Source organism: Halobellus limi (genome assembly GCF_004799685.1).
Classification (GTDB): domain Archaea; phylum Halobacteriota; class Halobacteria; order Halobacteriales; family Haloferacaceae; genus Haloquadratum; species Haloquadratum limi.
In genome coordinates, this window is record NZ_CP031311.1 from 829699 (window position 1) to 843230 (window position 13532).

The 13532-nt window shown below is 51.7% G+C and carries 13 protein-coding genes; 6 read left to right on the forward strand and 7 right to left on the reverse strand.

Features of this window, described 5'->3' with window-relative positions:
- The first annotated feature begins 19 nt into the window (after positions 1 to 19).
- Genes DV707_RS04255 through DV707_RS04270 form a run of 4 tightly spaced genes read left to right on the forward strand, consistent with a single transcriptional unit; the run spans position 20 to position 4261 of the window.
- On the forward strand, positions 20 to 1036 hold the full coding sequence (locus DV707_RS04255; RefSeq protein WP_103990456.1) for an SDR family NAD(P)-dependent oxidoreductase: 1017 nt from the start codon (positions 20 to 22) through the stop codon (positions 1034 to 1036).
- Entirely contained in the window at positions 1033 to 1980 is a 948-nt protein-coding gene (locus DV707_RS04260) for a dTDP-glucose 4,6-dehydratase (RefSeq protein WP_103990455.1), read from the forward strand. Before DV707_RS04255 ends, DV707_RS04260 begins: the two co-directional genes overlap by 4 nt.
- Positions 1981 to 1985: 5 nt before the next feature.
- Complete coding sequence (locus DV707_RS04265; protein WP_103990454.1) at positions 1986 to 3176, forward strand: DegT/DnrJ/EryC1/StrS family aminotransferase; 1191 nt, start codon at positions 1986 to 1988, stop codon at positions 3174 to 3176.
- 35 nt (positions 3177 to 3211) lie between these two features.
- Positions 3212 to 4261, forward strand: a complete 1050-nt coding sequence (locus DV707_RS04270; protein WP_103990453.1) for an N-acetylneuraminate synthase family protein — start codon at positions 3212 to 3214, stop codon at positions 4259 to 4261.
- 3 nt (positions 4262 to 4264) lie between these two features.
- Here DV707_RS04270 and DV707_RS04275 read toward each other — a convergent pair whose 3' ends face one another.
- From DV707_RS04275 to DV707_RS04295, 5 genes are all read right to left on the reverse strand, one after another.
- Entirely contained in the window at positions 4265 to 4939 is a 675-nt protein-coding gene (locus DV707_RS04275) for a methionyl-tRNA formyltransferase (RefSeq protein ID WP_103990452.1), read from the reverse strand.
- A gap of 3 nt (positions 4940 to 4942) precedes the next feature.
- Positions 4943 to 5959, reverse strand: a complete 1017-nt coding sequence (gene pseG, locus DV707_RS04280; protein ID WP_103990451.1) for a UDP-2,4-diacetamido-2,4,6-trideoxy-beta-L-altropyranose hydrolase — start codon at positions 5957 to 5959, stop codon at positions 4943 to 4945.
- Positions 5960 to 5961: 2 nt separating this feature from the next.
- On the reverse strand, positions 5962 to 6618 hold the full coding sequence (locus tag DV707_RS04285) for a fumarylacetoacetate hydrolase family protein (RefSeq protein WP_103990450.1): 657 nt from the start codon (positions 6616 to 6618) through the stop codon (positions 5962 to 5964).
- 59 nt (positions 6619 to 6677) lie between these two features.
- Entirely contained in the window at positions 6678 to 7334 is a 657-nt protein-coding gene (locus DV707_RS04290) for a cytidylyltransferase domain-containing protein (RefSeq protein WP_103990449.1), read from the reverse strand.
- 83 nt (positions 7335 to 7417) lie between these two features.
- Positions 7418 to 8788 (reverse strand): capsular polysaccharide export protein, LipB/KpsS family, encoded by a 1371-nt coding sequence (locus tag DV707_RS04295; protein ID WP_103990448.1) that lies wholly within the window; start codon positions 8786 to 8788, stop codon positions 7418 to 7420.
- Positions 8789 to 9015: 227 nt separating this feature from the next.
- On the opposite strand from DV707_RS04295, the gene DV707_RS04300 reads away from it, so the two are divergent.
- Entirely contained in the window at positions 9016 to 9963 is a 948-nt protein-coding gene (locus DV707_RS04300; RefSeq protein WP_103990447.1) for a GDP-mannose 4,6-dehydratase, read from the forward strand.
- A gap of 29 nt (positions 9964 to 9992) precedes the next feature.
- On the opposite strand, the gene DV707_RS04305 is transcribed toward DV707_RS04300, so the two are convergent.
- Entirely contained in the window at positions 9993 to 11207 is a 1215-nt protein-coding gene (locus DV707_RS04305; protein WP_103990446.1) for a glycosyltransferase family 61 protein, read from the reverse strand.
- Positions 11208 to 11474: 267 nt separating this feature from the next.
- Positions 11475 to 12110: an IS6 family transposase gene (locus DV707_RS04310; protein ID WP_103990445.1), complete on the reverse strand. Its 636-nt coding sequence runs from the start codon at positions 12108 to 12110 to the stop codon at positions 11475 to 11477.
- Between the two features lie 298 nt (positions 12111 to 12408).
- On the opposite strand from DV707_RS04310, the gene DV707_RS04315 reads away from it, so the two are divergent.
- On the forward strand, positions 12409 to 13530 hold the full coding sequence (locus tag DV707_RS04315) for a glycosyltransferase family 4 protein (protein WP_103990444.1): 1122 nt from the start codon (positions 12409 to 12411) through the stop codon (positions 13528 to 13530).
- The last annotated feature ends 2 nt before the right edge of the window (positions 13531 to 13532 follow it).

The window sequence follows — 13532 nt, forward strand, 5'->3', positions numbered from 1 at the left end:
CTAAAGAAGGTTAGAGTAAATGATTTCCGCTCAGAACGTTCTCCTCACCGGTGGTGCGGGCTCAATCGGTCGCTCACTCATTCCGAGACTCTTAGATCGTAATCCGAGTGTCCTCCGAATTCTCGACAACAACGAACCTGGGCTCGCCAGATTAAAATCCCAATTCGACGACGATCGTTGTCGATTTCTGGCAGGTGATATCCGAGATAAGGAACGGTTGGAGAGGGCAATCGAGGATATTGATATCGTCATTCACACAGCTGCGATGAAACACGTCGATGTCTGTGAATACAATCCCTTCGAGGCGGTGAAGACGAACACACTCGGCCTCCAGAACGTCGTCGACGCCGCTATCGACTCAAGCGTCGAGCGGGTCCTCTTCACGAGCAGCGACAAGGCAGTCAGTCCAGCAAACACGATGGGAACGACGAAACTTCTCGGGGAAAAACTGATTACCGCTGGAAACAAACACAGCGGTCGATCTGATCTCCGTCTCGGATCTGTCCGGTTCGGGAACGTCATCAATTCCTCGCAATCGGTGATACCGCTCTTTACCGAACAGATCCGTGAAGGCGGCCCTGTCACACTCACCGACGAACGGATGACTCGATTCTTCCTCACATACGACGACGTATTCGACCTCGTCCAGCAGGCGATCGAACGGATGCGGGGAGGGGAAGTCTTCGTCTACAAGATGCCTGCAATCCGGATCGAAGACCTCGCAGAAGCGATGATCGAAACTATCGCGCCGAAATATAACTACGATCCGACGGATATCGATATCAAACTGATCGGTCGACGACCTGGAGAAACGTTCCACGAGGAGATTATGTCTGATCGAGAAGCAACGCGTGTATACGAGAACGATTCGTTGTATTCTATTCTTCCGGAAACTACGGAATACCTATCCTACGATTCTCCCAAAGGATTTGACGAAGCTAACAGTATCGTCCGCTCGTCAGAAAACGCAGAGAAGCTGACGAAGGAGGAAATCGTAACGCTTCTGGAACGGAACGGTGTTGGAGGAGACGAATGAGCGAGACAGTCGTCGTTACCGGTGCTGCGGGATTCATCGGACGCTGGGTCGTCAACGAACTCCTCGATCGTGGGTATATTGTTCGGGGTATCGACAATCTCTCGAACGGAGCCAATCGAAATATAAAACCGTTCCGCGATCACGACCGCTTCGAGTTCCGCGAGGGAGACGTGCGTGACGAGCAAATCGTCTCGGATCTCTTCGAAAACGATCCAAACGCTTGCATCCATCTCGCGGCCGAGATCGACGTTCAAGAGAGCCTAGAAGACCCACAGGCTCACTTCGAGACGAACGTCGTCGGAACGAAAAACGTCCTCGAAGCCTGTCGACGAACGGATACGCGACTCGGGCTCGTGGGAACCTGTATGGTGTACGACGTCGCCGATTCCGACGAAGGAATCGATGAAGAGCATCCAGTCAAGCCTGCATCGCCGTACGCCGGCTCGAAGCTCGCAGCCGAGAACCTCGCGGAGAGTTACTATCACGGGTACGATCTCCCGGTCGTGACGTTGCGACCGTTCAACACCTACGGACCGTATCAGAAGACAGGAATGGCCGGAGGGGTCGTATCGATATTTACAAACCGGGATATCGCTGGTGAGCCGCTGAAGATTTTCGGCGACGGAACACAAAGTCGGGATCTCCTCTACGCAACTGACTGTGCTCGATTCATCGTTGAAGGGACGTTCTGCGATGATGCGATCGGAGAGGTACTCAACGCGGGGACCGGATCCGACATCTCGATCAATGATCTCGCCGAACTGATCGCAACGGAGGGAACAGAGATCACGCACGTGGAACACCACCATCCCCAGAGTGAAGTCCAGACGCTCCGGTGCGATCCGAGCAAGGCCGGGGAGATGTTAGACTGGGAGCCCGAAGTTTCGCTTGAGGAGGGCGTCGATCGACTTCGGACGTGGCTGCGAGAAGAGCGGTTTGACTGAAGACAATGGTGCCTGAGAAACCCGCCCGCTACGGTGGCGAGCCGATTCGTGACGAAGTGCTTGGCTATGGAGGTCAAAGCATCACCGAACGCGAGAAAGAGGCCGTCGTCGAAGCGCTCGAAGGCGACTACATCACCCGTGGACCGACCGTCACAGAGTTCGAAGAACGAGTTGCCGATCTCGTTGGGGTAGAGCACGCGATCGCGACGACGTCGGGAACGACAGCGTTGCACCTCGCCGGCGAGGCTGCGGGATTTGGTCCCGGTGACGAGGTGATTACGACACCGCTGACGTTTGTCTCGACAGCACACGCGGCGACCTACACCGGTGCAACTCCGGTCTTCGCAGATATCGATCCACATCGTCGGACGCTCGATCCCGACGCGGTTCGTGATCAGATTACTGATGATACAGTTGGGCTCGTTCCGATGCATTACGCTGGGCACCCAGCAGACATTGAGGGACTACTCGAAGTCGCAGACGAACAAGATCTCACAGTCATCTGGGACGCGTGTCACGCCTTTGGAGGCACCTGGGAAGGAGAACCCATCGGTGCCCAGCGTGATCTCGCTATCTTCAGCTTCCACCCCGTAAAGAGCGTAACGACCGGTGAAGGGGGAATGGTCGTCACGGACGACGACGACCTAGCGGCACGGATTCGTCGCCTTCGATCGTTCGATATGAGCTACGATCCGGACGGTCACGAGGAGGAGCCGTGGTATCAGGTAGCTGAAGGCGTCGGCTACAACTACAACGTTACAGACATTCAGGCAGCACTCGGCCTCACACAACTGGATCGCTTAGACGATTTCAAACGTCGACGAGACGAAATCATCGAGCAGTATGATGAAGCGTTTGCGGAGATCGATGGGATTCGGACGCCACCCCAAGCAGCCAATGCAGACCCATTGTATCACCTGTACGCGATTGAGGTGAGTGAAGAATTCGGTTGTGATTGCAAAGAGTTCGTGAACGCGATGCACGCGGAGAATATCGGTGTGCAGGTACACTATGTCCCGCTGCACTTTCATCCGTTGTTCCAGGACAGATACGGCTACACCGAGGGTGACTTCCCCGCAACCGAACGTGTATATGAGCGTATCGTGAGTCTCCCGTTCTTCCCCGAAATGGATTCGAGTGACGTACGGAACGTCGTGCAGGCTATCGACCGTCTCCATCAGTATCACGCGGAGTAGGTGGGTTTATCGGTCGGGCGTTCTCTCCTTTCGCTATGAGTGGTTTCGAGATCGGGGACCGAAAGATCGGTCCGAACGAACCGACGTACATCATCGCAGAGGCGGGATCGAACCACAACGGTGACCTCGAGATAGCCAAGGAACTCATCGACGTCGCCGCCGATGCAGGAGCGGACGCAGTAAAGTTCCAGACGTTCCGCGCCGAGGATATGTACGTGGAGGAGAGTGGCGAGGTCGAGTATCTCGACGACGATCGATCTATCTATGAGATCATCGAATCGATGGAGATGCCCTTCGAGTGGATTCCCAAATTACACGAGTACTGTCACGAGAGGGGAGTCCAGTTCTTATCGACACCCTTCGACGAACGTTCCGCGGAGAAATTAGAAGAGTTCGTCCCGGCGTGGAAGGTTGCTTCGTACACGAGTAGTCATATTCCATTCCTCGAACATCTCGCGAAGACGGACAAACCGATTATAATGTCCACGGGGGCTCACGAACTTGAGGAGGTGGCAGAGTCAGTTGGGGTGCTGCGTGAACACGATGTCTCAGACCTGGTTTTGCTTCAGTGTGTGGCGGCGTATCCCACGCCATTGTCGGACATCAACGTCCGCGTTGTCAAAACGCTTCAAGAGGAGTTCGATGTACTCTCGGGGCTATCGGATCACACGCTGGATCCAGTGATCGCTCCGTCTGCCGCGGTCGCACTCGGAGCGACAGTCGTAGAGAAGCACTTCACGCTCGACAAGTCAATGGAGGGTCCTGACCACCAGTTCGCGCTCGAACCTAACGAACTGGATCAGATGGTCTCGGCAATTCGGGGCACTGAGACAGCGATCGGAGGTAGCGAAAAAAGTGTTCTCAACGTGGAAAAAGAACTGTACGAGAAAGCTAGGCGAGCAATCCACGCTGTCAACAATATCGAAAAGGGAGACAGATTCACCTCCGAGAATATAAATATACTTCGACCAGGCGAACAAAAAGCGGGGTTACATCCTAAGTTCTACGACGAGATACTTGACGAAACTGCTTCTCGAAACGTTGAGAAAGGTGATGGAATTCATTGGGATGACGTATGCGAATGAGATTTATTTCGTAATATCGACTTCGATATAGTAGGTTTCACCGTCGACCTCTATCTCTGCGTTATCGTACGGCGGATATGTGAGAGCCCTAAGCCGGTCCAGGAAATCTTTGACTCGGACCTCCTCGTCGGGGTTGAGTTCGCAGAGATCGTCGAACTCATTCGTACGGTGGTATGTACCCTCGTCTTCGTTTTGACATCTCCCCGTCACTTCTTCTTTCACTACGTCCGGCCATACTTTCTGAAACAATTCTACCTGAGCGTCTTCGAGTTTCTCATTCAGATCTTTTCCATCATCCGAAAAGTCGGTTCCCACTTTCTGCTGCGCGATTATATTACCCGTATCTATACCCGGGTCCATCCAATGAAGAGTGACACCGGCTGGAGTCCCTTCAACGATACTCCAAACATTGGGATTCGCTCCTCGATTGTACGGTAAGTATGCTGGATGGAGATTGAGACAGCCCTCATTCGGTATATTGAGTATTTCTTCGGGCACGATATGTCTATAGCCACATGAGACCACATAATCCGGCTGGGTTTCCTTGATCACCTCTAGCTGGTCCTTAGTCGTCAAAAGGGAATGAACAAATACGTTTTTTTTATCACAAAGCCAATCATAGACTCGCATTCCTGCATCGTTTACGCCAAGGAATATGATGTCAATCTCGTCGGACATATGTTAGATATCGCTTTCGACTATCGAGAGTATTTCGGCATAAATCCGTTCAACTCCCTTTCCATCGACGAGTTGACGACCGTATTCCCGCCGGTCCCTTCTTAATTTGGAATCAGCTTCGTATTTTTTGATAGCATGTCGAAACGAGACTTTTCCAGCCTCTCGATCAAGTACGGTTGCAGCGTCACGTTCACGAAGCGCTTTTGCGATCGGTTCCTGATTGGCTACAACTGGGATGCTTACGATAGGCGTTCCTAGTGCGAGAAGTTCGTATGTCGTACTACTCGCTGTGCTCACTGCAAAGTCTGCTTGGAACATACGCTCTGGGAGGTCGTCGGGATCTCGTCTAACGCAGACATCAACTGATACATTTTCAGCGACGTTTCTGATCTCCTCTTCTTGTGTATCAGAGAAACCAGGGCCTACAATAGCATCTATCTCTAAATCGAATCTATCGAACGCTTGGATAACGGTTGGTGTCTGATTGGTCATATCGCTCCCACCCATCGTAATAATAGCTCGTTTCGGTCTTTCTCGCCAGGGAGGATCTTGATCTGTAAGTGCTCGAATTTGCTCTCGAAGCGCGACGTATTTTGGACCGAGGAGCTGCTTCGGTGACGAGCCTGCAAACTCATACGAGAGACTATTTGCGTAGAGATTTCCATTGATCAAAATATCGGCACAGATCGCGTGTCGCGTATCGTCGGACAACACTGCGGTCGCCCTTGCTGACTTTCGTAACGTCTCCTGATAGCCGGTATCTGCCTCATAGGAGTCAATCAGCACGACATTCGGCTCGTGACGTTTGATCCACTTACAAGCCGTGTTCAGTTCACCGGATTCCGGTAGCGCGACTGTGTCGATGTCGGTCGGACAGACAGTTCCTATGTTGTCAGGAGTCTTAGTTAAATACGTTACATTCCCCCCCTGACTGAGTACTTCGTCAGCGATTGTACCGGTCCGTACGAGGTGTCCGAACCCGATCTCCGGTCCGCCGTCGGCCCGGATTGCCAGATCCATCGTCAGCGGCGTACGACAGGGTTAGTCAACTGTCCGATAGACTCGATTGAACAGGTCACTTCCGAGGCCTGGTCAAGGAGAATACTGGGATTTCCGGGATCACCCAGAGCGACGACATCGTTTTCCTGGAGTTTCACAATGTTGCTCGCAAAGGAGATCATCTCTGGAATGGTGAACGACATCTGGGCGGTCGTTCCCGATACCGACTCTTCGCCATCGGCCGTCACTGAGACATCAAGGTCCTCGTAGTGACTTAGTTCCTCTTTTTCGACGTACTCGGTTAGAATTGGCGAGAACGTCGGGAGCAATTTGTATCCGACGCCGGTGATCATTCCGTGGCCCGGGTCGGACCAGCCGGGCCAGTCGCCCGAAGCCGTAACATCATTAGAGATGGTGAACCCTTTGATCGCTTCCCACGCTTCCTGTTCGTCTGCTTCGTAGAGATCGTCGCCAATGACCGCGGTGAGCTCTGATCCGGGTTTTACCTTTTCAACCCGTTCTGGAATCTCGATGGTCTCTCCGTCGCTGATAACAGCCTCATCCGGAACCACCCACAGATCGGGCCACCGATACCTGCGTTCCTTTTCATCGAGATGAGATTGAAATCCGCCACCGAGAGCGACGAATTTTCCGATAGTCTCAGGTAACAATTTGCCCATAGTACGAGTTCCCACCAGCAGGCTGTTATAACTTACCGTTCGGCCACCTACTTCGTTGCCTACCGTTCAGCCAGCCACTCTGCCACTGCGCGCGGTCGACTACCGACTGCCCCGACAGCATCCGACAGCAGCCAGTAGTCGTCCGGTGTATCGACAGCGAGGTGAGCGTCACTGAACCCCATCCATCGTTCGTTGGGCGTGACGACGACATCCCATTCTCTGGGGTTGTTCCGCAGTCGGCGTACCGGATGTGTGTCGCCCAGTTCTCGGAGTTTTTCGATCACTTCTCTGTCGATGACATCGACGGCAGTACCGATGGGCATCCCATCGGTGTGGTTCGTCGTATACCGTGCGTCGTTCTGCTCGTGTTCTTGGAACACGCGGTCGATCTCTGGGGGAGAGACGAACGGACAGTCACCCGTTATACGAACTACCGGGTCGCTGTCTGCGGTTTCGGCCGCCTGGTAATGCCGCTCCAAGAGGTCGTCTTCGGGCGCCGTATCGGCAGGAACTCCGTTTCGCTCGCACCACTCGCGGATCGCATCATTTTCAGGGCGGTCACCGACCGTTAGAACCGCCTCTGTTACGCTCTCAGCCTGACGAGCACGTTCGACCACCCAGCCGAGCACCCGCCGCGAGCCGAGTTGGTAGAGTACTTTCCCGGGGAGTCGCGTCGATCCGAGCCGAGCTTGTATCTGAATAGTTGGAGAAGTCATACCTCAACGAACGGCGAAACCATACTAGTAGTTTTATGAGACCACTGTTTCCAGATCCGACTCCGGTTCGCCGTAAACCGAGATCACGTGTGATCCTCCACGAAGGACAGTAGCGAGTCAACGATGATCGAAAGCTGGTCGGAGTCGTTCCGTGCTGCGGCTTCGTGGATCGGCATCCCTGGATAGGTAGCCTCTCTGAGTGAGTAGATACTCGACCGTACTACGGAGTCTGATACTGTTTCACCGAGAGCCCGCGCCATCGCCTCCGGGAGCGATGAGAGATCGGACACACGTGTGGCCGCTGGAACATCACCATAGAACGCGTTGCCAAGAACGACGAGCGGGACATTATAGAAGATCGCCTCGAAACCGACCGTGTTATTAGTAACGACTACCCCTTCGGCCTGCTCGATAACCTCGTGAGTGTTAAACGAGGGATGCAGCAGCTCAACTGTGTTGCGGCGTGAGACGCGTTGAATCCACGCCGGAGACTGTTTTCCCGGATGGTTCGGATGTTGCTTTACGAATAACTTGATATTACTCGGCAAAATCCGAGAGAGATAATCGATAAGAAACGACTGATCGAAGAACTCCGGTGAGAACACAGTCAGCCGCGACTCTATCGGATACTGCAGCGGCAAGAGAACGAATTTGTTTTTCTCACACAATTTCTTACTTTTTTTAATAGATGGGAGGATTCGATTATTGATACGCCCGTAGACGTTGGCTCGGAGCTTTCTGATACCGTACCGATACGGGTTGTTCGGCGTATTTCCTGCTACTGCTGTGCTAAGACTCTTGACGGTGTCTGTGACTTTTTTTATTATTTTTCTCGCATCATTATTTTTCATAGAATGATTGTATACTTTTTTATCAGAAGTAAACGAATTAATGTACTCATCGATATCTTCTCGCTCTCCCTGAGGAATCTCGTAATCCGGAATAGTCGTATATGAATCCCATTTTCCGTCCAGCTGCGTGCTGAATGCGGTCCGGTTTTCGAACGGTGAGAACTCACCCCAGACGCTTGCTACGTCGTGTTGCTGTGCGAGGTAGTGAGCGAGTAGTCTCTGTATTTCGCCGCCTCGTCCCTGAAATACGAAATCGAGATCCGTTTCAGCAAACGTCTGTTTCAATCCGGCTGCCATTGATCGAGACCGGAGAACGACCTCGGATTCGGAAAGGGCAAAATACTGCTTATCAGTGAAATAGAGATGAGGTAAACTCGGAATTCCGCACTCCGATTCGATCTGCTCGGGAGTTGGGAGTTCAGACGGCTGTGACTCCAACTGCTGATACACGTTGCCGCTCAGTTTATTGCGGTCAATATGTTCTGCGGCGGGGGAAAACAGGTGAACGGTGTAGTCCCGGGTTTCCAGTTCTTCTGCCAGTTGAGATAGAGATTTGATCTCAAACTCATTCCATGAAGTTACGAGGAGAACCTCTTTCGACATAAATATTTACTTAGATACTGGAGGATGGTTTTAATCAATCTTGTGGTTCAACCGGTTGGTACTGCGAATCGCCGTTCTCCACAATTAAATTATGCTCCGGTAGCGTAGAGTCCGGCAGTGTCTCAATGTAGGCGCGGTTGGACTATTAGCAGATAGCCATTTATCCATAATACTCGATAAGTATAGCATAATATATATACGGTGAGATCAACCTCATTATTACAATAATGCGCGTGTTAATAACCGGAGGATCTGGTTTTATAGGTTCCCACCTCGTCGACCATTTGATTGACACTACTGATGCGGATATAATCGTTCTAGACGATTTTTCTACTGGGAAAAGATCAAATATCGAACATATAAAGAGCGATCGCCTCACCGTTCGCGAAGGAGATATCAGAGACGAGTCGACCGTCCGGGATGTCGTTGAGGGAGCAGATGCGATTTACCATCTCGCTGCAGCAGTTGGCGTTAAAAAAATAATCGACGATCCGCTTGACTCCTTGCGGACTAACCTTTCCGGGACAGAAAACGTATTAAAGGCTGCAGAAAATGACAAAACACCCACATTTATTGCCTCATCATCGGAGGTATACGGCAAGACTAAAGACGTTCCGTTCGATGAAGAGGAAGATCGGGTTCTGGGACCGACAGCCTCGCTTCGGTGGAGTTATGCCACCGCAAAGGCCGCAGACGAAAGTATGGCTTTCGGTTATTACAGAGAATATGATCTCCCGGTAGTCGTCGCCCGGTTCTTCAACATTGTCGGCCCACGACAGACCGGACAGTACGGAATGGTAATTCCGACGTTCATTGATCAGGCGTTATCGGGAGAACCCTTGACAGTCTACGGTGACGGTACTCAGACTCGGAGCTTTACACACGTTCGTGATGCAGTTAGTATTGTTTATGAGCTATTACAAACTGAGGAGGCGTATGGAGATGTGTATAACATCGGGACTCCGGAGCCGATCAGTATCAATGAACTCGCCCGACGTGTGATAGAGATCACCGGATCGGATTCGGAAATCACACACATCCCGTTTGAGCAAGCATATAAGAAAGACTTCGAAGAGCCACTCCACCGAGAGCCAGACGTAACAAAGCTCAAAAAGACGATCGGTCGAATACCCGAGACGGACCTCAATGGAATTTTAACGGATATTATCAATTAGCACGCGCTGAACGCTAAATAGATCCGAGGTCACGTGGAGGCGTCGTCCAGAACGGTCTGCAGGAATTCAATATCGACGATCAGATCATTTTCTTCGGATTCGGAGATCAAATACTCATATTCAAATCCGAGCACATTAGCCAAGAAATAAAAATACGGGCTAATATACGATTCCGGAAAGAGTTCGACAATCGTAGCATCTTCCGAAAATATCATATTAGTCAGTCCGGCACCATGCGGAGAGACGATCGTCTCCGCATCGGCGATCACCTGAATCTGCTTTCGTATCGGGAGCGACTCCATAACGTAGGATTCGAACCCACGGGATTCGAGCTCCTCCATCAGTTCATCGTAGTTGAGCACGGAACGTCCTCTCGCCGATTGCTGTCTGGATATGTATATCTTCTTTCCACCATCTCGATTGGTCGCGATCTCGTTTCCGGACAGCACGGTCTCCCTGAGCCACTGATAATCGCGACGCGAGTATTCGAATAGCTTCAGATCCGAGCTGTGTATATTGAAATTCGAAATGACGAGACGATCGACTTCCGTCTCTTTTCCGTTCCACTCGATACAGCGATCCGAACCATAGCCGAGTAACGAAAGCGTTTCGACGACGAATGAGGGCGGATCCTCTGGAATCAGGAGTTGTGGTTCGCGACCGGTTTGGCTCTCATACAACTCCAGCATTCGCAGTTTCGGGAGGTATTGCGCTATCCAATGGTAGTAGTACTGATTGAAAAAGGGTACCAGAGGAAACACTGGTGTCGTTATTATCGGTATCGAACTCGATGGAGCAGATCGTCTCAGCGTCCGTATCGGCCGGTCCCCTAAAAACGTACCTAACCTGCTGACAAACCGTTCGCCGTCACTGCCAGCTGACTCAAGGATCAGCTCTCGTTCGTTGGTGAAACCAACCGCTGAAGGACCTACTAACCGACATAATTCCAGTTCACAAACGAACGATCTCCCAGTGTTGACAGTGAAATCGGAGAAATTGTCCGGTGCCGGAGCAGTGAACGATTCGGCGTCAACCGACGTCTCTGGCTCGTCAAACCAAACAGAATCGTTTAGCCTGCCGATAGCTATCAATTCCTCTCTATCAATACTATTTTCAGAGCTGTGTTTTTTCGCAATGAATTTTGTGAGATACTCGATCGCATAGGAAGGAGCACATCGAAATAACGAAACGAGGCCGTCCGTCCGTGCGATTTCAACCGCTCTATGTCTAGCCTTTTTCACCATTTCTGGTTTTATAATTGGATGTAATAAATGTGATCACTTTATCTGGTGTTGTTTAACTATAACCGAGAAATGCGTCGTAATCAGTCTCGGCTTCTATCTGGGTACCACTCTCTTCGGCGGGAGAAGCCGTCGTCTTGGGTCCGGGTGATCCGACCGAGAGAGTATGAGTGAACTAACGGCGCTCGGTTTCTGTCTTTGCTTAGCTGGGATAACGGATCTAACTCTAATCCAAGAGGCGGGATAGCGGTAAACACCCAGGGGCACTGTTCAGATTAGCTGATTGAAGCAGACGGCGAATGCTTGGAGCCACGTTTCAGCGGTTTTCGGATCAGCGTGTCTGAAGTGGTTTGCGAAGGCTTCAGTTCGGCGTTTCAACTCTTTAAACACGCGTTCGACGGCATTCCGATTCCCGTGGGTGACGTGTTGGAATCGGAGTGAGTGGCGGTGGCAGGCCGCCTGCAGCCAGGGTGCGCCATCGACCAGGAAGATCGCGTCGTCGACGAGATGTTTCTCGCGGAGTTCCGCGAGGAACATCTCGGTCAGCGCTTCGGTTCTGGTCGGGAACAGCCGCACGTGCAGCAGGCGGTTCGTGTCGGGATCGACCGCCGCAAACAGCCAGTAGCGTTGGTCATTCACTCGAATTACAGTCTCGTCTACAGCAACGTAATTCGGATCTCGGCCCTCTGTTGGCTGTAGATCGGCCTTCTGAATCCAGTTGTGAACGGTGGAACGACGACGTTCGACACCCAAGCCAGCGAGGACAGAGACGGTATCCGACAGTGACAATCCTGCTAAATGCAGTTGGATACCCACCTTCATCGCCGGTTCGGGTGTCGCCTCTCGCTCCACAAACTCTAACTCCGGAAAGTCGCTACACTCGATGAGGCGGTCTGGTTCTTGCATAGGCACCAACGAACTACGACCGCCTCACTTTTCGATCTTATCTGAACAGTGCCTCTATATTTTGTCCCTCGACTTCGACCCATATTAAAGTGGCACTGAATTTTCATTTTAAAACCGCCAGAATCAAAAATTATACGCGCTACTGAGATACAAATGAGACGTATCTGGAAATGGCTCCAGGAATAAACATTGATCAGAGGCTGAATAATCCAGCTTGTATGACAATAAAACGATCTGGTGGTTTGGAAACTAGCGTCGCCATCGTACTATCGTCGAATAAAGAATTAGCAATAACTTGATGAAGGTCGCTATTGTCACACCCCGGTACCCGCCGCGATCGAGCGGCGGGGGCGAGCAGAGTACGAAACTGCTCGCAACACAACTGACAACACAAGACCGAATCGACAGAGTCACTGTCTTCTCGTTTGATGGAACCGGGTCTACGATGCGAGATGGTGTCGAGATCCGGCGGCTCGGCAGTGTATCTTCGTTTATTACGGAGCTACAGAACCTCTCCGTTGCCAGCAAACTTCGCGGTCGACTCGCTAGCTATGATATTATCCATACATATAATATGGAACTCAATCCCATCGTTGGCTATCTGTCCACGCGCGAGGGGACCCCTTCTGTAGCGTCGCTGAACTCCTATCATTTCTTCCACAGTTCAGTAACGAACACGACGGCTGAGGGCCTCGAAAGAGTGTATGAATTAGTTGGAATGCCGACAACCGGCCGTATACTTCGATATTTGATGAAGTTGAATGATGCATTCATCGCATTAAGCCGAGCGAGTCGTGAGGTATACCATCAGCACGGCTTTGATGGAATAGAAATCGATTATGTGCCGAATATGATTGACCCATCGTTTGAGCTCCCGACCCGGGACTTGACCGACGGATTTCAGCTTCTCTATGTGGGATCACTCTCCGAAAATAAGGGTGTAAGATATCTCATTGAGGCGATGTCGCGATTACCTAAACGGTATGAGTTGCGGATCGTCGGTGACGGCGAGCGGAAAGAGGACCTCCAAGCACTCACAAGAAATCTCGGCGCTGCGGACCGGACGACATTCCGCGGTCGGGTTCCCCACGATCAGATCGGACAGGAATACGCTAGTGCTGATATATTTGTTCATCCGGGGATCTGGCAAGAGCCGTTCGGTAGGACTATTCTCGAAGCGATGTTGGCCGAGCTGCCGGTGGTCTGTACGGATATCGGAGGCCCACCAGAGATTGTCCCGACCGAGGAACTTATTTGCAAGCCGGCAGATCCTGCGGCCATATCGACGGCTATCCAGCGTGTTGAGGAACTCCCGGATGATGTCGGTGAACGAAATCGGCGCTATGCTGTGGAAAACTACTCACCATCAGTCGTCGTTCCTCAGATCGTCGATATCTATGAGAGGCTCGTCAGCCAGTAAGG

Excerpts from the sequence above, each read along its gene's own strand:
- DV707_RS04290 (WP_103990449.1), bottom strand. The coding sequence starts at position 7,334 with ATGACTTCTCCAACTATTCAGATACAAGCTCGGCTCGGATCGACGCGA.
- DV707_RS04270 (WP_103990453.1), top strand. The coding sequence starts at position 3,212 with ATGAGTGGTTTCGAGATCGGGGACCGAAAGATCGGTCCGAACGAACCG.
- DV707_RS04275 (WP_103990452.1), bottom strand. The coding sequence starts at position 4,939 with ATGTCCGACGAGATTGACATCATATTCCTTGGCGTAAACGATGCAGGA.
- pseG (WP_103990451.1), bottom strand. The coding sequence starts at position 5,959 with ATGGATCTGGCAATCCGGGCCGACGGCGGACCGGAGATCGGGTTCGGA.
- DV707_RS04260 (WP_103990455.1), top strand. The coding sequence starts at position 1,033 with ATGAGCGAGACAGTCGTCGTTACCGGTGCTGCGGGATTCATCGGACGC.
- DV707_RS04310 (WP_103990445.1), bottom strand. The coding sequence starts at position 12,110 with ATGCAAGAACCAGACCGCCTCATCGAGTGTAGCGACTTTCCGGAGTTA.
- DV707_RS04300 (WP_103990447.1), top strand. The coding sequence starts at position 9,016 with ATGCGCGTGTTAATAACCGGAGGATCTGGTTTTATAGGTTCCCACCTC.
- DV707_RS04295 (WP_103990448.1), bottom strand. The coding sequence starts at position 8,788 with ATGTCGAAAGAGGTTCTCCTCGTAACTTCATGGAATGAGTTTGAGATC.
- DV707_RS04255 (WP_103990456.1), top strand. The coding sequence starts at position 20 with ATGATTTCCGCTCAGAACGTTCTCCTCACCGGTGGTGCGGGCTCAATC.
- DV707_RS04315 (WP_103990444.1), top strand. The coding sequence starts at position 12,409 with ATGAAGGTCGCTATTGTCACACCCCGGTACCCGCCGCGATCGAGCGGC.
- DV707_RS04305 (WP_103990446.1), bottom strand. The coding sequence starts at position 11,207 with ATGGTGAAAAAGGCTAGACATAGAGCGGTTGAAATCGCACGGACGGAC.
- DV707_RS04285 (WP_103990450.1), bottom strand. The coding sequence starts at position 6,618 with ATGGGCAAATTGTTACCTGAGACTATCGGAAAATTCGTCGCTCTCGGT.
- DV707_RS04265 (WP_103990454.1), top strand. The coding sequence starts at position 1,986 with ATGGTGCCTGAGAAACCCGCCCGCTACGGTGGCGAGCCGATTCGTGAC.